This window comes from Rhodococcus sp. RDE2 (genome assembly GCF_020885655.1).
Lineage (GTDB): Bacteria > Actinomycetota > Actinomycetes > Mycobacteriales > Mycobacteriaceae > Rhodococcus > Rhodococcus pyridinivorans.
This window is the reverse complement of the sequence record NZ_AP025186.1, coordinates 15,635-37,197: the sequence shown is the minus strand read 5'-3', so window position 1 is coordinate 37,197 and position 21,563 is coordinate 15,635. Positions and strand designations below refer to the sequence as shown.

20 protein-coding genes and 3 tRNA genes are annotated in these 21,563 nt (G+C 65.6%); 8 read left to right on the top strand and 15 right to left on the bottom strand.

Annotated features, from left to right (window positions below):
* Positions 1 to 68 precede the first annotated feature (68 nt).
* The gene (locus tag LPH33_RS00170; protein ID WP_060652396.1) at positions 69 to 2,024 is read left to right on the top strand and encodes an acyl-CoA dehydrogenase family protein; all 1,956 of its coding nucleotides are present in this window, start codon (positions 69 to 71) and stop codon (positions 2,022 to 2,024) included.
* Between the two features lie 73 nt (positions 2,025 to 2,097).
* Here LPH33_RS00170 and LPH33_RS00165 read toward each other — a convergent pair whose 3' ends face one another.
* Positions 2,098 to 3,387, bottom strand: a complete 1,290-nt coding sequence (locus LPH33_RS00165; protein ID WP_060652397.1) for a lipase family protein — start codon at positions 3,385 to 3,387, stop codon at positions 2,098 to 2,100.
* A gap of 218 nt (positions 3,388 to 3,605) precedes the next feature.
* Between LPH33_RS00165 and LPH33_RS00160 the strand changes: the two genes are divergently transcribed.
* A complete protein-coding gene (locus tag LPH33_RS00160) occupies positions 3,606 to 4,712 on the top strand; it encodes a hypothetical protein (RefSeq protein WP_229566642.1) in 1,107 nt (368 codons plus the stop codon).
* Here LPH33_RS00160 and LPH33_RS00155 read toward each other — a convergent pair whose 3' ends face one another.
* From LPH33_RS00155 to LPH33_RS00140, 4 genes are all read right to left on the bottom strand, one after another.
* A complete protein-coding gene (locus LPH33_RS00155; protein WP_229566641.1) occupies positions 4,713 to 5,702 on the bottom strand; it encodes a R2-like ligand-binding oxidase in 990 nt (329 codons plus the stop codon).
* A 45-nt stretch (positions 5,703 to 5,747) separates the two neighbouring features.
* On the bottom strand, positions 5,748 to 6,923 hold the full coding sequence (locus LPH33_RS00150) for a Dyp-type peroxidase (RefSeq protein WP_229566640.1): 1,176 nt from the start codon (positions 6,921 to 6,923) through the stop codon (positions 5,748 to 5,750).
* The gene (locus tag LPH33_RS00145) at positions 6,916 to 7,422 is read right to left on the bottom strand and encodes a copper chaperone PCu(A)C (protein WP_229566639.1); all 507 of its coding nucleotides are present in this window, start codon (positions 7,420 to 7,422) and stop codon (positions 6,916 to 6,918) included. Before LPH33_RS00145 ends, LPH33_RS00150 begins: the two co-directional genes overlap by 8 nt.
* Positions 7,423 to 7,496: 74 nt before the next feature.
* Positions 7,497 to 8,000, bottom strand: a complete 504-nt coding sequence (locus LPH33_RS00140; protein ID WP_060652402.1) for a hypothetical protein — start codon at positions 7,998 to 8,000, stop codon at positions 7,497 to 7,499.
* Between the two features lie 144 nt (positions 8,001 to 8,144).
* Here LPH33_RS00140 and LPH33_RS00135 point away from each other — a divergent pair, with 144 nt between their 5' ends.
* From LPH33_RS00135 to LPH33_RS00125, 3 genes are read left to right on the top strand one after another with little or no spacing between them, the layout of a single operon-like run.
* Complete coding sequence (locus LPH33_RS00135) at positions 8,145 to 9,275, top strand: ABC transporter permease (protein ID WP_229566638.1); 1,131 nt, start codon at positions 8,145 to 8,147, stop codon at positions 9,273 to 9,275.
* Complete coding sequence (locus LPH33_RS00130) at positions 9,272 to 9,952, top strand: ABC transporter ATP-binding protein (protein WP_229566637.1); 681 nt, start codon at positions 9,272 to 9,274, stop codon at positions 9,950 to 9,952. The genes LPH33_RS00135 and LPH33_RS00130 overlap by 4 nt, the downstream gene beginning before the upstream one ends.
* A gap of 31 nt (positions 9,953 to 9,983) precedes the next feature.
* Positions 9,984 to 10,556: a TetR/AcrR family transcriptional regulator gene (locus tag LPH33_RS00125; RefSeq protein ID WP_229566636.1), complete on the top strand. Its 573-nt coding sequence runs from the start codon at positions 9,984 to 9,986 to the stop codon at positions 10,554 to 10,556.
* 42 nt (positions 10,557 to 10,598) lie between these two features.
* On the opposite strand, the gene LPH33_RS00120 is transcribed toward LPH33_RS00125, so the two are convergent.
* The 6 genes from LPH33_RS00120 to LPH33_RS00100 all read right to left on the bottom strand — a co-directional run bounded on the left by LPH33_RS00120 (position 10,599) and on the right by LPH33_RS00100 (position 14,577).
* Positions 10,599 to 11,030, bottom strand: coding sequence for an SAM-dependent methyltransferase (locus LPH33_RS00120; RefSeq protein WP_060652406.1), 432 nt, complete (start codon positions 11,028 to 11,030; stop codon positions 10,599 to 10,601).
* 99 nt (positions 11,031 to 11,129) lie between these two features.
* A tRNA-Ala gene (locus LPH33_RS00115) sits at positions 11,130 to 11,203 on the bottom strand.
* 87 nt (positions 11,204 to 11,290) lie between these two features.
* Complete coding sequence (locus LPH33_RS26790; protein WP_267499183.1) at positions 11,291 to 11,419, bottom strand: hypothetical protein; 129 nt, start codon at positions 11,417 to 11,419, stop codon at positions 11,291 to 11,293.
* Between the two features lie 373 nt (positions 11,420 to 11,792).
* Positions 11,793 to 12,062: a DUF1778 domain-containing protein gene (locus LPH33_RS00110; protein ID WP_229566635.1), complete on the bottom strand. Its 270-nt coding sequence runs from the start codon at positions 12,060 to 12,062 to the stop codon at positions 11,793 to 11,795.
* 245 nt (positions 12,063 to 12,307) lie between these two features.
* Positions 12,308 to 14,104, bottom strand: a complete 1,797-nt coding sequence (locus tag LPH33_RS00105; RefSeq protein ID WP_229566634.1) for an AAA family ATPase — start codon at positions 14,102 to 14,104, stop codon at positions 12,308 to 12,310.
* Between the two features lie 308 nt (positions 14,105 to 14,412).
* A complete protein-coding gene (locus LPH33_RS00100) occupies positions 14,413 to 14,577 on the bottom strand; it encodes a DNA-binding protein (RefSeq protein WP_324256224.1) in 165 nt (54 codons plus the stop codon).
* Between the two features lie 172 nt (positions 14,578 to 14,749).
* On the opposite strand from LPH33_RS00100, the gene LPH33_RS00095 reads away from it, so the two are divergent.
* From LPH33_RS00095 to LPH33_RS00085, 3 genes are all read left to right on the top strand, one after another.
* Positions 14,750 to 15,247, top strand: coding sequence for a helix-turn-helix domain-containing protein (locus LPH33_RS00095; protein ID WP_229566632.1), 498 nt, complete (start codon positions 14,750 to 14,752; stop codon positions 15,245 to 15,247).
* Positions 15,234 to 16,313 (top strand): site-specific integrase, encoded by a 1,080-nt coding sequence (locus LPH33_RS00090; RefSeq protein ID WP_229566631.1) that lies wholly within the window; start codon positions 15,234 to 15,236, stop codon positions 16,311 to 16,313. Before LPH33_RS00095 ends, LPH33_RS00090 begins: the two co-directional genes overlap by 14 nt.
* Before the next feature lie 208 nt (positions 16,314 to 16,521).
* The gene (locus LPH33_RS00085; RefSeq protein WP_229566629.1) at positions 16,522 to 17,112 is read left to right on the top strand and encodes a hypothetical protein; all 591 of its coding nucleotides are present in this window, start codon (positions 16,522 to 16,524) and stop codon (positions 17,110 to 17,112) included.
* A gap of 180 nt (positions 17,113 to 17,292) precedes the next feature.
* Here LPH33_RS00085 and LPH33_RS00080 read toward each other — a convergent pair.
* The 4 genes from LPH33_RS00080 to gyrA all read right to left on the bottom strand — a co-directional run bounded on the left by LPH33_RS00080 (position 17,293) and on the right by gyrA (position 21,416).
* A tRNA-Ala gene (locus LPH33_RS00080) sits at positions 17,293 to 17,365 on the bottom strand.
* Positions 17,366 to 17,502: 137 nt separating this feature from the next.
* Positions 17,503 to 17,576, bottom strand: a tRNA-Ile gene (locus LPH33_RS00075).
* A gap of 75 nt (positions 17,577 to 17,651) precedes the next feature.
* Positions 17,652 to 18,911, bottom strand: coding sequence for a DUF3566 domain-containing protein (locus tag LPH33_RS00070; RefSeq protein WP_229566627.1), 1,260 nt, complete (start codon positions 18,909 to 18,911; stop codon positions 17,652 to 17,654).
* Positions 18,912 to 21,416, bottom strand: coding sequence for a DNA gyrase subunit A (gene gyrA, locus LPH33_RS00065; protein WP_229566625.1), 2,505 nt, complete (start codon positions 21,414 to 21,416; stop codon positions 18,912 to 18,914). It lies immediately after the preceding gene.
* Positions 21,417 to 21,563 lie beyond the last annotated feature (147 nt).

Genomic DNA, 21,563 nt, shown 5'->3' with positions numbered 1-21,563 from the left:
TCCGAAGCTGTGATAAGCGACACATCCGGGTGCATACTCACCAGTAGGCACGCGACCCGGAGGCAGTCATGGCAGACAGCGCCGATGTCCGAACCCCACAGGTCACCGAGCGGCAGGCTCGTGAAGTAGCGGAGCAGGCGCGCGAATCCGAGTGGAACAAGCCGTCCTTCGCGAAGGAACTGTTCCTCGGACGGCTCACCCTCGACCTCGTCCACCCCTTCCCGCGACCGACACCCGACGAGGACTCCCGCACCGAGGAGTTCCTCGCACGCCTACGCGCAGCGTGCAGTTCGATGGACGGCGGCCGCATCGAACGCGACGCGCGGATACCCGACGAATACGTCCGTGAGCTGGCCGGACTCGGTTGCTTCGGCATGAAGATCCCGCAGGAGTACGGCGGTCTCGGGCTGTCGCAGGTCGCCTACAACCGGGCCCTGACGGTCGTCGCCTGCGTGCATCCCAGCATCGGCGCGCTGTTGTCGGCCCATCAGTCGATCGGTGTGCCGGAACCGCTGAAGCTCGCCGGCACCCCCGAGCAGAAGCAGCGTTTCCTGCCGCGATGCGCGCGCGGCGCCATCTCGGCCTTCCTGCTCACCGAACCCGACGTAGGGTCCGACCCCGCGCGACTCGCGTCCACCGCCACCCCGGTCGAGGACGGCAGCGCCTACGAACTCGAGGGCGTCAAGCTGTGGACGACCAACGGGGTGGTGGCCGAACTGCTCGTCGTCATGGCCCGCATACCGAAGAGCGAGGGCCATCGCGGCGGGATCTCCGCCTTCGTCGTGGAAGCGGATTCGCCCGGCATCACCGTCGAACGCCGCAACTCCTTCATGGGTCTGCGCGGCATCGAGAACGGCGTGACCCGGCTGCACAAGGTGCGGGTTCCGAAGGAGAACCTGATCGGGCGTGAGGGCGACGGGCTGAAGATCGCGTTGACGACGCTCAACGCCGGTCGCCTCGCCATCCCCGCGATGTGCTCGGGTGCCGGCAAGTGGGCGCTGAAGATCGCCCGCGAATGGTCGTCGGAGCGGGTGCAGTGGGGCAAGCCGGTCGGTGAGCACGAGGCCGTCGCCGCGAAGATCTCGTTCATCGCCGCGACCACCTACGCACTCGAATCCGTCGTCGAGCTGTCGGGTCAGATGAACGACGAGCAGCGCAACGACATCCGCATCGAGGCGGCACTGGCGAAGTTGTGGGCGAGCGAGATGGGATGCCTCATCGCCGACGAGCTGGTGCAGATCCGCGGCGGGCGCGGCTACGAGACCGCCGAGTCGCTCGCCGCGCGCGGCGAACGGGCCGTTCCCGCAGAGCAACTCGTCCGCGACCTGCGGATCAACCGGATCTTCGAGGGGTCGAGCGAGATCATGCGTCTGCTCGTCGCCCGCGAGGCGGTCGACGCCCACCTGCGCGCGGCCGGCGAACTCGCCGACCCCGATTCGACGGGCAAGGAGAAGGCGCAGGCCGCGGTACGGGCGAGCGGGTTCTACGCCCGATGGCTCCCGAAGCTCGTCGCCGGCAAGGGACAGCTACCGCGGACCTACAACGAATTCGGTTCCTTGGCAACGCATCTGAGGTACATCGAACGCAGCTCGCGCAAGCTCGCCCGCTCGACCTTCTACGGGATGGCCCGCTGGCAGGCCGGACTCGAGAAGCGGGAGAACTTCCTCGGCCGGATCGTCGACATCGGAGGCGAACTGTTCGCCGCGACCGCCGTGTGCGTGCGTGCCGAACGACAACGCGTGGACGGGCATCCGGGAGCCGACGCGGCCTTCGAGCTGGCCGACGCCTTCTGCAAGCAGTCGCGACTTCGCGTGGAGAAGTTGTTCGACGCCCTGTGGACGAACACCGACGCCGAGGACCGTCGCACCGCGTCCGGTGTTCTCGAGGGCAGATACGAGTGGCTCGAGCGCGGCGTGCTCGATCCGAGCGAGGGCACCGGTCCGTGGATCTCCCACTGGGAACCGGGCCCGTCGACCGAGACGAACGTCGCGCGCCGGATCATCGACACCCGCCACTCGGTGTAGACCCTGCACACGGATCCGGCCCGCACCCCGGAAGGGGGGTGCGGGCCGGATCGATTGCGGATTCGAAGGAGCGTCAGAAGGCTCCGCAGTTCGACGGTGCGGGCTCACCGCGCAGTCGCGCTTCGATGTACGCGACGGATTCGGGCAGTCCGCCGATCATCGGCACCGCGTGGTTGATGACGAAGCCGGGCAGGATCGGCGGCGTCGTGTTGGGCAGGAACTGCACCGTCGCGCCCTTGTCGCACCAGTCCAGCGCCAGCTGACGGCCCTGACCGTAGGGGACCGTGTCGTCCTGCGTGCCGTGCTGGAGCAGGACGGGCACGGCCGGCGTGCGGTTGCCGATGCGCTGCTCCGCAAGGATCTTCTGGACCTGCGGCAGGCGGTCGAGCACGACGTCGAGGGGCTCACCCGTGCGGGTGTAATCGCTGGTGCGCTGGAACGCGAAGTTCGCGACCGTCTCCGGGACGCACTGGTTCGCCACGGCGGCCAGCATCTCGCGGCCGCGGTCGCTGACCTCGGCATCGATCTCGTCGCGGATCTCCGGGTAGGCGTCGCCCAGGCCGTTGATCGTGTACCCGATGGCACCGGTGAGCAGCGTGCCGTCGATCTGCTTCAGCGTGGCCACCAGGTCGGCGGGCGGAGCACCCACGTAGGCGCCGACGAGGTTCAGTTCGGGGGCGTACTCGGGTGCGAGCTCGGCCGCAGCGCCCGACGCGCCGCCGCCCTGCGAGTAACCGAAGAGGCCGACCGGGCTGTTCTCGGTCACCGACGCGTTCTCGAGCTTCAGCGCCGCACGCACCGAGTCGAGCACCGCGTGCGCCTCGGCGGCGCGGTTCACGTAGGTGTGGTGCCCCGGCGTACCGAGACCGTCGTAGTCGGTGACGACCACGGCGATGCCGCGCAGCAACAGCGCGTTGATCGACAGCACCTCGTACTCGGTGAAGAAGTCGAGGGGAGGGTTGTAGTTCACGAGCGCCCCGAGATTGCGGGACGGCGCGCACTGGTCACCCTGACCGTGGGTGCCGATGGCCAGCGCGACGAGCGGCCGGTCGCCGGGACCGTTCCACGGCGTCGACGGCTCGATGTACGTTCCGCTCACCGCGTTGGGCGCGCCCTTGGCGTCGTTGCTGCGGTACAGCAGTTTGGTGCCCTGACCGGGGAAGACGCCGTCGGCGACCGGTGCGCGCAGCGCCAGATCGGACGGTGCCGTGCGCAGGACGTCGCCGGGAGCACCCGTCGGCAGCGGATCCGGCGGGAGATAGAAATCCGTCTCAGCTCCCGCTGTCGTCGCGGTTCCGAGAAGCCCACTCGCGAGGACCGTCGTGGTCACCGCCGCGGCCATCCACTTCCGAGCACGCCCCATTATGTTGTTCCTCCACCTGGATCCACCGAAGCAGTGTGTCCCTCGTCACGGCGGTACGGACTGTAACACGTACTTACCGGAAAGTAAGGTCGGCACTTCCTTCCCTGTCTGCCACAATCGTTCTTCGCGCCCGAAGCGGTGCATTTGTCCGGCGTACCCGGAGCGAGTCGGGTCCTCGGCAGCAAGACGGACGAGCAGGCTCTCGAAGAAGGGAAGACATGGCAATCGGTGTCGGCCTCCGGATCGGGCGAGTCGTGTCCACCGCGGTCATCGCGTCCAACGAACCCGGCACTCCCGACCCTGTCGTTCTCGCCCGCGACACCGTCCTGCACGTCGACCACGACGGCAACACGTCGCTCGGCAGCGTGGCGCACGGGGACGAAGCGCGCACGATCGCCGGCTTCCTCACACGGGTCGGCGACGCCTCGGGCATCACCGCGAGCGACGGTCGCATGTATCGCGCCGAGGACGCGATGGCCACCGCAATCCACTGCCTGCTGCGGGAGTGCCACCCGCTGCCGACCTTCGGCGGCATGGACCGCGACAGCGACCCCGGTTACGCGGCCACCTACCCGTCGCACTGGGATCCGGACACCATCGCGACCTTGCGCGCGGCCCTGGACTACGCGGATCTGCGGCACGTCGATCTCGTGTCCGACGCGCAGGCGGCCGCCGCCTGGTACGCCTCCGAGATATCCGAGACCCCAGGCCAACTCGTGGGGGTCTTCCATCTCGACGACGGCGGCTCGACCGTCACCCTCGTGCGCTCGGGTGTACCCGCCGGCAAGGCGTACCGCACTCCTGCCCAGGGTGCGCCGTCTCCGGCGGCCCAACTCGCCACGGCCCTCGGATCGTTCGGCTGGATGCCCGACAATCTCGAAGCCGTCGTCGTCATGGGCGACGGTCTCGTCGCACGCGACCGCACCCACATCCAGGAGATCGCGAACAGTCTCGCCACGAAGCTCACGGTGCGCAGCCTCGTCGGGCCGGGCCCGGAACAGACCGCGGCGCTCGGCGCGGCGATCCTCGCGGCCGGGTTCACCCCGGCACGCGAGATCAACAAGACCCGGATCGGGCTGCCGCCCTCCTACGACGAAACCGACGTTCTCACCGGCGGCCTCGCGCGACTGCGCGAACTCGAGGAACGGCGTGCCGAGGCCGAGAACTTCGTGGATGCACGCAGCGCCGCGGAGGAGTCCGCACCCGTTCCCGTTCTCACCGCCGACACCGAGGAGGACAGCAGCGGCGGCAACACGAGAACGGTGGTCATCGGGGTCGTCGCCGTTCTCGTGTTGATCGCGCTCGTTGCCGGTGTGCTGCTCTGACTACTGCCCTGCTCGCTCCGCCGGGGCGCGATCGGGAGCGGGCACCGCGGCGAGCGCGGCAGCGTCCTCGTCGCCGAAACGATCCTCGAGCACCGCAGGAGCGAAATCGAGATCGATTTCCTCGAGCGGACGTCCGCGCGCGGATTCGATTGCGCCGAGCCGTCTCTGGGCACGGTCCGCCGCGTAGGAGATGAACTCGTCGTTGTCGAGCCCGTAGGGCTGTTCGTCGAACTGCTCGTTCTGCCACTGGATCATGCCGGTCGCGAGGGGAAGCAGTTCCTCCATCCGCTGCAGCACGACGTTCCAGTTCGAATCGTCCGCTGCCACATGCCGCCTGCAGGTGAACGTGCCCCAGGCCATGTGCCGGCGCTCGTCGGATCCGATCCGCCGGATGATCTCCTGCATGCCCGGCAGGATCCCGAACTTCGTGCACACCTTCTGCCACGCGTAGTACCCCGTCAGCGCGAGGCTGCCCTCGATGACGTGGTTGTAGGTGACACTCGCGCGGACCTGGTTGGCCGGCGACGGATCGCGGTCGAGGACGCGGAGGCTGTGCGGCAGTTCCTCGTAGAACAGCTTCCGATAATAGGGATTCTCGGCGACGAAGGGATGCAGGTCGGAGGTCAGTCCCACGGTGTCCATCCAGCGACGGAACACCTGGACGTGCTTGGCCTCCTCGTAGCAGAACTGCGTCAGGTACATCTCGTCGCCCAGCCGCCCTTCTGCCTCCATCGCGCGGAGGAACGGAAGTATGTCCTGCGTGACGGCCTCCTCACCGGCGACGAACAACGCGACCAGATAGGTCGAACTGCGGCGCTGCTCGGAGTTGAGCGAGGCCCAGTCGTCGGCGTCGTGGGAGAAGTCGATGTCCATCGGGTCCCAATGTGCTGCGTTGCCCTTCGCGAACAGACGCAGCGGGAAGGCGTCCCAGTTCAGACCGCCTTCCCGCAGCGACGCGAAGCCTTGACGTATCTGTGTAATCTCGGTCACACAATCGAGGCTAGACCTCGATTCCACATCCGTCGCGGACTTGTCTCAGACGCCCAGCAGGACGTCGCCGGGATAGCCGTCGGGCCCGAAACCCGGTGGGAGGAGGAAGACGGCCGACCCGATCGGGGTGATCCACGGATTCAGCGCGTCGTGTTCGGCGAGGCGCTGCTGCACCGGGACGAACTGACGCTCCACGTCCACCTGGTAGGCGGCGAACAACAGTCCGGCACCGTCCTGGTCGTCGTAGTTGTAACCCCGTCGCAGGAACTGCTCGTCGCCCGTGCGGGGACGCGCCCGCGCGACGTGCGATTCCGGCGGGATCACCGGGATGCCGAACCGGTCGGTGGCCTCGAAGTCGGCGTCGTCGTGCTCCTCCGAGCCCGTCAGCGGAGCACCGTTCGACAGGCGCCGGCCGACGGCGAGTTCCCGAGCGGGACGGTCCAGCTCGTCCCAGGTGTCGAGTTCCATGCGGATCCGGCGCAACACGAGCGAGGTGCCACCGGCCATCCACGGCGGGTCACCCGGATTCCACACCTGCCGGTCGAAGTCCGGGCTGTGCGGCGCGGGATTGACGGTGCCGTCGACCTGCCCCATGAGGTTGCGCATCGTCGTCCCGTCGGGTCGCGTGCCGGCCGCACGCCGGAACCCTCGCTGGATCCAGCGGACCGTCGCCACCGATCGCACACTCTTGGTGAGTGTGCGGACCGCGTGCGAGACGGTCACCGGGTCGTCGGCGCAGACCTGCAACAGCAGGTCGCCGCCGGACCATCGTTCCTCGAGCCGGTCGATCGGGAAGGCCGGCAGCGGCTTCAGCCACGCGGGCCGCCGGTCGGTCAGGCCCGCGGCGTCGAAGACCGCGGGACCGTAGCCGACGGTGACCGTCAGCCGGGCCGGGTCGACGGCGAGTTCGGGTTCGGTGTCGCCCAGCGCCGGTGTCCCGGTGGTGAGCCGCCGGGCGTCCTCGGCCCACACCCGCATGATCCCGACGAGCCCGTCACGATCGACACCGTCGGCGAGGTCCAGTGCCACGAAGGACGCGAACGACTGCGCGGAGGTGTCGATACCGGCCTGGTGGGTGCCGTGGATCTCCACGGTCCGCGCGCCGATCGGCTCGGGGATGCGGGACGCGACCGCCGTCCCACCGCCGACCGCGCCGAGTCCCGCTGCACCCAGCGCGGCGACACCACCACCGAGCAGGGCGCGCCGAGTGAATCTAGCCATCGTGCGCCTCGCCGTCGGCCGGCGCGTATTCCTCCTGGGCACCGGCGAAGTCGCGGACCTGGGCAGTGAACTCTTCGGTGGAACCGTCCGCGAATTCGAGAGTGAAGCTCACGGTGCTGCCGGGAATCAGGGGTTCGACGAGGTCCATGAGCATGAGGTGATCACCACCGGGAGCGAGGGCGTGGGTGGTCCCGGCAGGGACGACGAGTCCGTCGCCCATCTCCTGCATGACCCTCGAGGTACCCTCCGCGGACACCATCTCGTGCAGTTCGGTGGATGCGGACGAAGGGCTGGACGCGCCCACGATGTGCAGGTCGTCGCTTCCGGTGTTCTCTATCTCGGCGAAGGCTCCGGTCATCCCGGTGTCGGAGGCCTTCACCCAGGCATCGGCGACGACGACGGCGTCCGCCGAGGTCGTGGCGGTATCGGAGCCGCAGGCGGTCGCGAACAGTGCGGTGGCGACGGCGACGCTCGTGGTGCAGAGCAGGGTCTTCTTCATGATTCTCCGTGGATCGGTGGCGGCATGCGGGCACGCCGAACGAACGGTCGTCGGGAGACGACCGGGTGAGGGACCTATCGGAGAACTACGGGTGGCCCGCGACTTCCCATCCCGCCGACGAGCCGGACTCCCGGACCCACGCGGGGCCGGTGGATGACGCGGGCGGATTCCGCGACGGCTACGGGTAGCGCGCGGAACAACTCGGGGAGCATCCGGCACAGGGCCGCGAGCGCCACCTCGCAGCCCTTCTCGGCGCCGCGCAGGAGCAGGACTGCCACGGCGACCGCAGTGGCGTGGGCTACGAGCATCCCGGGTGTCGGGGTGTGCAGGTGACCGTCGTGCAGTCCGAGCACGAGGTGCCCTGCCACCTGACCGATGACGAGAAGCAGCGGCACCGGCAGGCGGGTCTCCGCGGCGAGCATCCCGGAGGCGACGGCGAGACCGGCGAGGAACACCAGCACGTCCTGGTGCGGCACGGCACCACCCGCGACAGCGTGCGCCGCGACGCTCAGGGTGGCCGAGATCCCGCACACGAAGACCGCGCGTATGCGCCTCACGGTCTCCACGTCGACAGCCATGGGACCAGAATACTTCTCTCACCTGGGATTACTACTCGATGTAGTAACCGTCACGAAAGATGCCGACAAGGTGTCGGTAAGATATCGACGTGCCGTCGAGAAGATCGGGGGTACCTGTCCGGTCCAGCCCACGAAGGACTCCGCATGTTTCTTGCCCTGCGCGAACTGTGGTTCGCGCGTACCCGCTTCCTGCTGATGGGCGCCGTCGTCGCGCTCATCTCGATCCTCATGGTCATCCTGTCCGGCCTGTCGTCCGGTCTCGTCGTGGACGGTGTCTCCGCCCTGCAGCGCACACCGGTCCAGGCGTTCGCTTTCGCCGAGGGGACCAAGACCGACTCCGCGTTCTCCCGATCCGTGGTCACGGAGGACCAGGCCGACGCCTGGCGTGCCCGCCCGGACGTCGCCCGGGCCGAACTGTTCGGCAACACCATCGTCAACGCGAAGACCGAGAGTGGGGTCCCCGTCGACCTCACCCTCTTCGGCATCCGGCCGGGCTCGTTCCTCGAACCCATGGTCGCCGAGGGGACACCGATCGGCGGTGACACCGACGTCGTCCTCAGCGACAGCGCCCGCGACACCGGCGTCGAACTCGGCGACACCATCGTCGTCGACCGTCTCGGCACCCGGCTGAACGTCGTGGGGTTCACCTCCGACAAGCGCACCTTCGGACACGTCGACGTCGCCTACCTGCCCCTGAACACCTGGCAGGAGATCCACGCGGGCGTCCGCCTCGGTGAGCAGGTTCCCCCGAGCGCCTACGCCGAAGCCAGCGTGGTCGCGATCGAGGGCGTCGACGGAGCACTGCCCGATCTCGCCGCCGGCGACGCCGAGGCCGGTACGGCCGCGAAGACCCTCGAGGAATCGTTCGACGCCTCACCCGGCTACAGCGCCGAGATGATGACGATGTCGATGATCATCACCTTCCTCTACGCGATCTCCGCCCTCGTCGTCGGAGCGTTCTTCACGATCTGGACGGTGCAGCGCAGTCGGGAGATCGCCGTGCTCCGCGCGATGGGCGCCTCCACCGGCTTCCTCCTGCGGGACTCGCTCCTGCAGGCCGTGATCGTGCTCGTCGGCTCCGTGGCCGTGGGTGTGCTCATCGGCCTCGGTCTCGGATCGGGCCTCGAAGGCAGCGGTATGCCGTTCGTCCTCGAGTCCGGGCCGATCGTGCAGGGCGCCGTCCTGCTCGTCGTCCTCGGTCTCGTCGGCGCCGCCCTCGCCGTGGCCCGCATCGTCCGCGTCGACCCGCTCGCAGCACTGGGAGAGAACCGATGACCGTCACCACCACCACGGGCCTGAACCTGGCCGACGTCTGCCTGTCCTTCGGCGACGGTGACAGCACGGTCCACGCCCTCGACCACGTCGACCTCGACGTCACCCGAGGTGAACTCGTCGCGATCGTCGGCCCGTCCGGCGCCGGCAAGTCGAGCCTGCTGGCGGTCGCGGGTGGGCTGAGCCGACCCACCTCCGGCATCGTGAAGGTCGACGGAATCGAACTGACAGAGCTCGGCCGGAAGGCCACAACGAAGCTGCGGCGCGAACGCATCGGTTTCGTGTTCCAGTCCGGCAACCTTCTCCCCGCCCTCACGGCGCGCGATCAGCTGCTTCTCGTGGAGAAGATCACCGGACGGCCCGGGCGGAACACCACCGAACTGCTCGCGTCGGTGGGCATGGAGCACCGCGCGGATCGCAGACCCGGGCAGCTGTCGGGCGGTGAGCGTCAGCGGGTCGGCATCGCGCGGGCTCTGATGGCCGAACCGTCGCTGCTGCTCGTCGACGAACCCACCGCGGCGCTCGATCGCACACGCAGCCACGAGGTCGTCGAACTGCTGGCACGGGAAACCCACACCAGTGGAGTGGCTACGATCATGGTCACCCACGACCACGAAGTCCTGCGGCACTGCGATCGCGTGCTGGAGATGGTCGACGGAAGACTTCGACCCCACGACTGAGCGGTCGACAGCTGAACGAGGAGGGCCGGCGGTGCCGAAGATTTCCGCAGCGACGGTCGCGGAGCATCGCGCCGCGCAGCGCCGCGCCCTCCTCGATGCAGCACTCGAACTCCTCGCCGAGACGCCGGAACAGGCGCCTTCCCTCGGCGATGTCGCCCGTCGCGCCGGTCTGGCACGGTCGAGCGTCTACAACTACTTCGATTCTCGCGACGACCTGCTGCGCGCAGTCGTCGTCGACCTGTTCCCTCGCTGGAACAAGCGCGTGGTCGAGGCGATGGACAAGGTCTCCGATCCGACCGAGCGGGTGTTGACGTACATCGACGTCAACCTGCAGCTGGTCGCGGAGGGGGAACACGCGATCGTCGGTGCTCTCGCCACCTTCACACCCCAGGCGTTCAGCGACGAGAGCATGCACGCGATGCACCAGGATCTGGTCCTCCCCCTCGTCGAGGCGCTACGCGCCCGAGGAGTCGCGGATCCCGAACTCGACGCCGAACTCGTCACCGCCCTCGTGCACAAGGGCACGGAACTGATCGAATCCGGCCGCAAGCTCGACGAGGTGCGTTCCTCGATCCGCAGGGTTCTCACCACCGCGCTCTCCTGATGTTTCACGTGAAACGGACCGTCGATTCGGGACCGTTCACGATCACCTCGGGATGACAAGCTTTCGGAGCGGGTCACCACCGTCGACGAACAGGCGCGCATCCGGCCGTGTCGCCGCCGCGATCCGCTCCAGAGCGACTCTGCCGGCTTCGGGGTGCCGACCGTCGAGTGCACCGACCCTGATCGCGAAGACGAGGTCGAACGGCTCCTCTCCCTTCCCTACGACGAAGTCCTCGATGGCGGCGCGACGCGCACTCAGCCGCCCCGACGCGATGAGGTCACCGGACGAGGAGATCAGTTGGTCGATCGCCGCCCGGGACCGGTCGATGGCGAGGATGTGTCCGGTGGTCAGCCGTTCGGCGACGGCCCGAGCTGCGGCGCCGGGACCGCACCCGATCTCCAACACACGCAGGTGCGGCTCCAGCGGCAGCGCGGCGACGATCTCGGCGAGTCGCGGAGAGAGGCGGGGCGTCACCCTTCGAGTGTGGAATGTGGGCAGACGGGCCGGGGCAGCAACAGAGAAAGGGCGCTTCCGAAAGATCGGAAGCGCCCTTTACCTGTATTCACGTGATTGTGGAGCCTAGGAGATTCGAACTCCTGACATCTGCCTTGCAAAGGCAGCGCGGACCACCGATGACTCACCCCTAACTTCGGTCCACCTGCAAAGATGCTCTCTATGTATCACTGAGAACAGGCAAGTCACGCTCTCACTTGTGGGCAAAAGATGGGCATGGCTCAAGAGGCGCCAAATGCCTTGAGGGCAGTCGACATCTTCATCACCAGTCGATTCTCGGTCTTACGTATCGGCTGAAAGTCATACTTGCGGTAGAAACTAAACGCGTCTGCGTCGATCGCATCGGCCACGATTAGCCTCCCCCCGGAAGCTTGTGAAGCCCCCATAATCTTGCTGACTGCATCTACAAGTAGTTGCTCACCCAATCCCTGACCTGAAGTGTGCGGTCTAGGGCGAACTTTGCCAGCAAGAACCCAGGAACGGACCTGAGCCCTGTCGAGTACTTCTGATGCAGCCCATCCAGGTCAGAGTCGACTGAGGTTGGCGCAATTGCGTAATACGCCCTTACTGTCGGATCATCACGCTTCACCCACACATAGGTGCGACTTGTCCACTTTCGCTCAGCATCCAACGCAGACTTCCGCAGCCAAGAGTTCAAGTCATCGTTACCACAATCGAACTCTCCGAGATCATGATCAGCAGTGATCCCGGTGGATAACCACGTCATCCCCGAACGAAGGCACGCGGTTTAGCCGCAGCCTTAGCCAGAGCCGGCGCATCGTCAGCGATGTCTAGTGACCTAATCATGTCGTCGAACTGCTCAGCTGGCATCAGGGTGCGACTGGATAGGGCTAGGATCCTGTCAGCTCGCTCGTATGCGGCGTTACGGATGAACTCCGAAGGCTTTTCATGGACCGCTTCTGCAGCGGCGCGAATCTGCTGGTGTCGTTCTTCTTCGACACGAACCTCGACACGGTCTGTTTTTGTGCTCATTTGCCCTGCCTTGTGACTCTCAACTGACCAGGGGCGATGTTCAGTAACGCTGGGGTGTTGAGGGGTGGTTGGTTGTGACGACCAATGTACGGCGATTGTACGGTTCGCGCTAGTGGTTTGAGGGACTCCTCACGTCAGCCTCAAGAAGCTGGCCTTGAGCATGAAGACCGTCATGTCCAGCTGCCCCTAGACGTACGGTCCCTAGTCACCTCAGTTTGGTCCCCGTCATCTCGCAAGGACACGAGCTACAAAGCTTCCGAAGATTCCGAAGATTCCCGTATGCGCATACGGGAATCTTCGGAACCTTCGATAGAAGGGTGACCCTCTTCGTCAGCGGGAAACCGCCCCACAGTCCACACCCAGCCTTTGCTGAACCCATCCTTGCACGTGCGTACACCGGCTCTCTTCCGCGCCTTCTTTACCGCGTTGTCCGTCAACCCCGCCGCTCTAGTCACCTTCAGAACCTCCGACGCGGGCGCCGAACCACCACATGCCATGAGGTAGTCGCGGATGACCATGGTGATCTCGTCGCGCTCCTCGGTCTCCTCGTCAACGCCGCTCAGTAGCTCTCGCGCATCGCGGGTGGTCTCCCCCAGCCACTTCAGGACACCGACTTCGGTCGGGCCGTCCTCCGTCTCAACCTCAGTTGACACGATCGTCGCTTCCATCGACCGAGTGCGCGGCGCGAGGTTGGCCTTTGTGTTGGTGACGATCAGGTTCCCGCCCTCGTCGTCCTTAGCGACTGAGAGCACCGACCGCGCGACCTGCGACCACGCGATCGAGCCGAGGATTAGCTTGCCGGTGTCGGTACCGTCTCGCTTGCCGAAGTGGCAGAGGCCAAACACCACACAGCCCTGTCTCGCAGCAAGCTGTGCAAGGGGCTCGAGATACGAACGTACAGCCCGGTCATCCTTGCCCGATAGCTCCGACGACATGCTCGACGTCGCCGCATCCAGGACCACGAACGCCACCTGGTTCTGGACGATCACTTTCTCCAACGATCCTAGATCCAGCGGGAGAATTACTGTCCCCGAATCTGTTTGAGCGGTCTCGACATCGACGAACAACACCCGGTTCATGTCTGCGCCGGCTGCTTTCAACCGCGGCGCGACGGTGAACTCTCGCGAATCCTCCGAATGGATGTACAGCACGTTCCTCGGTGTGCCGTGCAGCTCGCCTTCCAGCGCTCCCATGGTGATCTGGGCGCAGATCTGTACCGCCAGCGTGGACTTGCCCAGCCCTTCCCGGCCGGCGAGCAGCGTAAGCGATCCAGCAGGGATCCAGTCCTCGATTACCCATCTGACCCGCTGCATCTTCACATCAGCGCCACGGGTGATCTTCAGTCGTCGAGCTGCTCGGCCGCCGAAGTCGACAGGCTCGAATTCGTCGAGTCCGAATCCGGCCGCGATGTGGTCGGCGGCGTCCTTACCGGCCCGTGCAACCACGACTGCAACACCACCCGCAATTGGTTCGACGAGGTCGTGGACCTGCATCGCATGCCGCCGTCCAGGTTCATCGTCGTCCGCGACGATCACCACGGTGTGACCGGCCAACGGCGACCAATCGAACAGGTGCGCCTTCCCAGCCCCCATCGCCGAGCACACCGCAACACCACCGACCGATTCGATGGCGTGTACATCCTTCTCGCCCTCGACAATGTAGATTGTTGCGCCAGTAGCTATTTCGTCGAGTCTTTCGATCCGATACAGATCTCGGCCGCCGGTGTTGCCTGACTGGCGAAATTTCTTGCGGCCGCGGTCGTCATAGGTGCGATACACCGTGCGACCGTCGCGATAGGTATACCGAGTACCTGCGGTGTCATCGAACAGGTCTCGCATCGTCAGCCCGACCGCATCGAGCACGGCCTGCTTGTCGTCGGCGTGACTGTTCATCAACACCTGACCGGCAATCTGCCTGAACGTCACCGATCGATCCGCTTCGGAATGACCGGGCGCTTGTGCTGATGCCGTGGCACCCGGTCCGTCCTTCCAGATCAATCCCTGCTCACACCACCGTTCACGGAGTCGATCAAGAGCAGTCATCCCCCACCATCCTTTGCACATCACTGATCGAGCGAAATCACATTTCGGAAGACCGAGGCCGGGAGTCGAGGGACTCCCGGCCTCGATACAGCACCAGTCGAACCGCCTACTGCACGCCGAATTCAGACGTCGCTCAAAGGACTACGGATCGACAGGTCGAGCAGAGGCATACGCACGGAAGGTGCTTCCATCCCCACAGGGCTGTGGATAGACTCACTCACCGCACACCTCCTTTCGGTTGCATTACGACGCCGTCAGTGGGAATCAGGAGTGGCGGCTCCCCCACGGCGGCGTCGTTGTTTCTGCACTTACGCAACACCAGGCTGGTCGTCGGTACGAGTCATCAACCGGGATTCGATGTACTCGTCGACATCGGTCCAGCGGTAGAGCACCCGCTTTCCGTCGACCTTCACGAACTTGGGGCCAGTGCCCTTGTAGCGCTGGGTCGCGAGTGACCCAACTGTGGTGCGCATGTATTCGGCAACCTCATGCGGGGTGCCGAAGGGCGAGCTTCCGCGGACAGTCATATGAATCCTTTCGATCGTGTAGCGATCATTTCGATCGCTACACAATGAGAGTGCATGTCGATACATCAAGTGTCAAGAAGATCTTCCAACAATCGAAATGATCGTTTATCCTTCGTCCATGACCGCGCCGCAGAAGAAGAATCCCCTCGGGCCGACAGGTCGAACAGTGGCCGCCAACGTGCGACGTCTACGCACCAGACACGGTCTGGCCTACACCGAGCTGGCGGCAAAACTCGAAGAACTCGATCGGCCCATCCCGACCCTCGGCCTCCGCAAGATCGAGAATGAGGAGCGACGTGTGGACGCCGATGACCTCGTGGCGCTGGCCCTTGCGTTGGGCGTCCACCCCAACGCGTTGTTGCTGCCTCCGACGAAGGATCCCTCGCATTTGGTGACGGTGACCGGGGCAGGAACCAGATCGGCTATGGACATCTGGATGTGGGCCGAGGGGTCCGCGCCGATCATCTATGCCGATGTCCCCGACCATGTTCCTGAAAGCCAGCGCGCCGAGTACGCAGAAGCAGCCTTCAAGACGAACGCATCGCCGGAAATGCAGGACTGGACGAAGGATCCGAACGTAAGGATCGGCGACCGGGCCAGCGATGGCGACCATTGAACCGTACGAGACGAAAGCGGGACGTCGCTACCGTGTCCGCTATCGCACGCCGGATCGTCGCCAGACGGACAAGCGAGGATTCAAGACCAAGCGGGACGCCGAAGCGTTCGCCGCAACCGTTGAGGTACAGAAGCTGACCGGTTCCTACGTTCCTCCCTCGGCTGGGAGAGTGACATTCGGAGAGATCGCAGAGCAGTGGATGGCTGCGAAGGTGAATCTGTCCGCTTCGACCGCTGCGAGATACCGGTCAGCGTTGGACGTGCATATCCTGCCGACCTTCGGGCGCGTCCCCATCGCGCGAGTCACGCGCAAGCACCTGCGCGAGTGGATTTCGACCATGGCAGCGACCAGCTCGGCAGCGACGGTCCGCAAGAACGTCAGCGTTGTTTCTCAGATCCTCGACCAGGCGGTCAAGGACTCAAGAATCGTCACCAGCCCAGCAACCGGACTCGACCTTCCTCGCATCCATCACGAGGAACGGCGCTACCTCACCGCCGAGCAGGTCTCGCAGTTGGCGAAGGCTGCCGGGGAGAACGCACTGTTCGTCTATGTCCTCGCCTACTGTGGTCTGCGCTTCGGTGAGGCGGCAGCACTCACCGTCTCGGATGTGAACTTCGAACGCCGCAGGATGCGTATCCACCGATCTGTGACAGTCGTCGACTCGAGAATCGTCGTCTCCGGAACAAAGTCCAATCAGGCCCGCGATGTACCCGTACCGGGCTTCCTCCTTGCGATGCTGCACGACCGGCTGAAGGGCAGGCCAGAGGATGCTCTGGTCTTCCCTGCCAGCCGCGGGGGGTACCTCCGGGCGAACAATGTCCGTCGACGGTGGTGGGACAAAGCTGTGAAGGCTTCCGGCGTTCCGGAAGGACTCACTCCGCACGAACTCCGGCACACTGCGGCCTCGCTGGCAATCACAGCCGGCGCGAACATCAAGACGCTTCAACGCATGCTCGGGCACGCGAGTGCTGCGCCGACTCTCGACCGGTATGGGCACCTGTTTGACGATGACCTCGGCATGGTGGCGGAAAGCCTCGACAAGCTGGCCCGATTACACGTTGCATAACGTCCAAGACGAGCTGTGACGTTCTTCACTGCCATGGCGATCATATAAGTACGCACTCGAGATCGAGTGCCGTCGACAGTGAGAAGACGACGGAGACCATCTACAGCGAGGCCAGGATCCACACAAGGACATATCAGCTGGCTACCGCTCGGCTCGTTCGCCTTCGATAGCAGGCTGCACATGCAGCCATTCGAGAAACGTCAGTTCAATGCACAAACACATCACCGCCCTCATCGTCCTCCCCATAGCCGTCCTCGGACTCGTGGCTTGTGGCGACGACCAGTCACCGGATGTCGAACCATTTCCGCCGCCTAGCGGAAGCCCACCCACCACAACCACGCAGCTGCCGCCACGCGCGACAGAAGTGGTCGTCGGCCAGCCCAACACACTCACCTTGAGCAACGGCGTGGAGCTCGTGTTCACCGTGGACTCGTTCCTCCCCCTTAGCGGGGCCGAATGCACTGGCGCGGCATATGACGGTCCGCTCGACAAGCAATTTCTGCGAGTTGATCTGACAGTTCGCACCGGCGAAACCGTTCCAGAGGACTACACATCGATCTTCGACCCGTTCCTTTGGAAGGTACGAGGGGATGACGGTGTGGTAATCGACGAAGCGGGGATGGACGAAGATGCCTCGTACTGCCTCAGCGTCGAAGAAGACGGGGCAGATCTTGATAGTTGGGAAACGAACTCGATCTACAGGGCGAGCTTCGTGGTTCCCCAGCAGGGCACGTCCGGCACGGTGATCTTGGAACCAGCCGACTACGTCAGTACAGATCGATTCGAGTTGAAGTACTGACTCGGTTCGCGGCGGCCAAAAGATCTGTATGGAGGCGGTATCCCTAGGCGACAAAGACCGTGCGGTCCACCGCGCGTTCCCCGACCATCTCTGGTGCGGATGTGGGCAAAAAGTGGGCAGAACGAGAAGAGGGCGTCTTCCGAAATCCCGGAAAACGCCCTCTACCTCGATATTTTCTTGTGGAGCCTAGGAGATTCGAACTCCTGACATCTGCCTTGCAAAGGCAGCGCTCTACCAACTGAGCTAAGGCCCCGTCCGCCGCGTCAGCGACTGGGAACCGCGTGCCATTCGTCTTCGCTCCGAAGCATGCGAGCGATTCCGAGAACGATCAGAATCCCGGTTCCCACGAGTGCGAGAACCCTCATTCCGATCACCCTTTCGGCACGGGAGTGGGCCTAGGAGGACTTGAACCTCCGACCTCTTCGTTATCAGCGAAGCGCTCTAACCGCCTGAGCTATAGGCCCTCGAACCGAGATGGAACACTACCCCACCGGGGCCGCCGGAAACAAATCGCCTCGGCGGGGCAGCGTTCCTGCAGGTCAATCCGGGTCGGCGAGGGTGGCCTGGACGCCGCCCACGAGATCGGTGCAGAGGTTGTAGATGAACGCACCGAGGGTCGCGAGAGCCGTCAGCAACACCGTGTTGGCGATGCCGATGATCGTCGCGTAGCCGAACACCTGACCGGCCGAGACGAGCGCACCGCTACCGGCGTCGGAAACGATGTCGGTGAACGCACTGTTGAGGCGTTCCCACACCCCCATCCCGGCCAGCACGCCGTAGAGCAGGCCGACCGCGATCATCCACACGAAGAACAACGACACCGAGATCACCGACGAGATCTTCAGCATGGACCAGGGGTCGATACGGCGGATCTGCACGGTGGCCCGCAGCGGTCCGGCGGCGGGGATCGCCGTGGGAACCGCGGTGGTGGTGGGAGCGCTCACCTGCGGGGTCTCCCCCGTGCTCGGCGAACCGGTCGACGGATGCTTCACCGCGGACAGATCCGGCAGGTCCTTGGCGAGATCCTTGCGTTCGATGTGCCGCGTCGGACCGTCGATGACCGCGGACTTCGCCTTCGCCGCAGCAGCCCGGTCGCCCGCCCCGCGCGCGGCGTCTCCGCCACCGGCCGGGCGAGCTCCTCCTGCGGCCTTGGGAGCCGCTGTGCCGGTCACGACGGGACGCGTCGACGGCGCCGGACCTCCGGCCGCAGAGCCCTTGGCCGAGGCCGCAGCGGGGCGCTGAGGCGTTCCACTCTGCTTGGACAGACCCGGACCCACACCCGGAACGTTCGTCTGCGGAGCGTTCTGCGGAGAGCCCGACTGCGCCGACGCCGCTCCCCGCTGCCAGGGAGGGGTCGGGCCGCCGGAGCGGGGCATCTGTGCGGTGCGCTGCTGACCTGTGGCCGGCTGATCGGCCGCAGCCGACCCGTTCTTACCGTCCGCGGAGGCACCACCGGACTTCTGGGAGCCGTCCTGAGCGGGCGTGTCCTGCGCCTTCGCTGTCGTCTCGGCGGCCTTCCGGCCTGCTGCCGGCTGCTGGTCGGCCGAACCCTGCACGGGTGCCGGGTCCGCTGCTCCCGCTGCGGGAGCGGACGAGCCCTGCGCCGGTGCCCCAGGAGCCTTCGAAGGCTGTGCCGGGGACGCCTGCGACGGCCGGTTCTCCGGCGCCGGTTTCTGCTCCGAGGCCGGGCCCTGCTGTGTGCCCTTGTTCTCGGACTTCACCTCGTTCTCTGTACGGTCCTCCGGCTTCCGACCGGGTTGCCCGCGATCGGCCCCGTTCGGTCCCTGGGGAGTGCTCACTTACGACTCCTTAGCTCCGGCTGCGTCGGCTTCGTCCGGCTCGTCGGCGTTGCGCGCGATCGCGAGCAATGTATCGCCCTCGGCCAGGTTCATGAGCCGCACGCCCTTGGTCTGACGGCCTGCCTTGCGCACCTGCTTCGCCGCAGTGCGGATGACACCGCCGCTCGAGGTGATGGCGTACAACTCGTCGTCGTCCTCGACGATGCGCGCCCCGACCAGGTTGCCACGCTTACGGTCGTACTGGATGGTCAGAACACCCTTACCGCCGCGACCCTGGACCGGGTAGTCCTCCATCGGGGTGCGCTTGGCGTAACCACCAGAGGTCGCGACCAGCAGGTAGGTGCCCTCCTTGACGACGTTGAGCGAGAGCAGCTTGTCCTCGCCGTTGAATCGCATGCCCTGCACACCGGAGGTCGCGCGGCCCATCGGACGCAGGGCCTCGTCGGTGGCCGAGAATCGGATCGACTGGCCCTGCTGCGAGACGAGCAGCAGATCGTCCTCGGCGGAGCACAGCACCGCGCCGACGAGCTCGTCGTCGCCGCGCAGGTTGATCGCGACGATGCCACCCGAACGGTTGGAGTCGAAGTCCGACAGGCGCGACTTCTTGACCAGGCCGTTGCGGGTCGCGAGCACCAGGTAGGGAGCGTCCTCGTAGGTCTTGAGGCGGATGACGCCCTGGATGCGCTCGTCGGGCTGGAAGGCCAGCAGGTTCGCGACGTGCTGACCGCGCGCCGTGCGGTTCGCCTCGGGCAGCTCGTACGCCTTCGCGCGGTAGACGCGGCCCTTGGTGGTGAAGAACAGCAGCCAGTCGTGCGTGGACGTCACGAAGAAGTGCTTGACGATGTCGTCCTGCTTGAGCTCGGCACCCTTGACGCCCTTGCCGCCGCGCTTCTGCGAGCGGTAGAGGTCGGTGCGCGTGCGCTTGGCGTAGCCGGTCTCGGTGATGGTGACGACGACGTCCTCGCGTGCGATGAGGTCCTCGTCGTTGACATCGCCGTCGGCCGCGACGAGCCGCGTGCGACGCTCGTCGCCGTACTTGTCGACGATCTCCTTCAGCTCGTCGCGGACGATGGCGCGCTGCCGCTCCGGACGGGCCAGGATGTCCTTGTAGTCCTCGATCTCGCGCTCGATCTCGGCGAGGTCGTCGACGATCTTCTGACGCTCGAGGGCAGCCAGGCGACGCAGCTGCATCGCCAGGATGGCGTCGGCCTGGATCTCGTCGACCGTGAGCAGCTCGATCAGGCCGGCGCGCGCGATGTCGACGGTCTGCGACGCGCGGATGAGCGCGATGACCTCGTCGAGCGCGTCGAGGGCCTTGACCAGGCCGCGCAGGATGTGGGCGCGTTCCTCGGCCTTGCGCAGCAGGTACCGCGTACGCCGGACGATGACCTCGATCTGGTGGTTGACGTACAACCGGATCATCTGGTCGAGGCGCAGCGTGCGCGGCACCCCGTCGACGATCGACAGCATGTTGCAGCCGAAGCTCGTCTGCAGCTGCGTGTGCTTGTAGAGGTTGTTGAGAACCACCTTGGCCACCGCGTCGCGGCGGACGGTGACGACGATGCGCATGCCCACGCGGTCGGACGACTCGTCGTGGATGTCGGAGATGCCCGCGATCTTGCCGTCGCGGACCTGCTCGGCGATCGACGTGATGAGGTTGTCCGGGTTGACCATGTAGGGCAGCTCGGTGATGACGATGCTGGTGCGGCCCTTGGAGTCCTCTTCGATCTCCACGACGCCGCGCATCTTCACCGATCCGCGACCGGTCGTGTAGGCATCGTGGATGCCCTGCGTGCCCGTGATCAGGCCGGCGGTCGGGAAGTCCGGTCCCTTGATCCGTTCCATGACCGCGGCGAGGGTGGTCTCCTCGTCGGCCTCGAAGTTCTCGAGCGCCCAGTAGATGGCTTCCGCCACCTCGCCGAGATTGTGCGGCGGGATGTTGGTGGCCATACCGACCGCGATACCGCCCGAACCGTTGATCAACAGGTTGGGGATACGGCTGGGGAGAACCGTCGGTTCCTGCGTGCGGCCGTCGTAGTTCGGCTGGAAATCGACCGTCTCGTGGTCGATCTCCCGCAGCATCTCCATCGCGAGCGGCGTGAGCCGGCACTCGGTGTACCGCATGGCGGCGGCGCCGTCGTTGCCGCGGGAACCGAAGTTGCCCTGGCCGTCGACGAGCGGATAGCGCATCGACCACGGCTGTGCCAGACGCACGAGCGTGTCGTAGATCGACGCGTCGCCGTGCGGGTGGTAGTTGCCCATGGTCTCGGCGACCGCGCGCGCCGACTTCACGTACCCGCGATCGGGGCGGAAGCCGTTGTCGAACATCGCGTAGAGCACGCGACGATGTACCGGTTTGAGACCGTCACGCACGTCGGGCAGAGCTCGGCCCACGATCACGCTCATCGCGTAATCGATGTAGCTGCTCTGCATCTCCTGCTGGATGTCGACGGGCTCGATGCGGTCGTGCCCCGGCCCCTCCGGAGGCAACGTGGTGTCGGTCATGAGCTCCTTCTTCTACTCGGCTCGCACGCCCGGCTCCGGCCTTCGGCCCGACGGACGTCTCGCAACCACACGAGTCTATAGGTGCAGGTCAGCCGATGCCGAGAAGGACAGGCACTTCACATGCCGAGATCCGTCCGGAACCGAGCT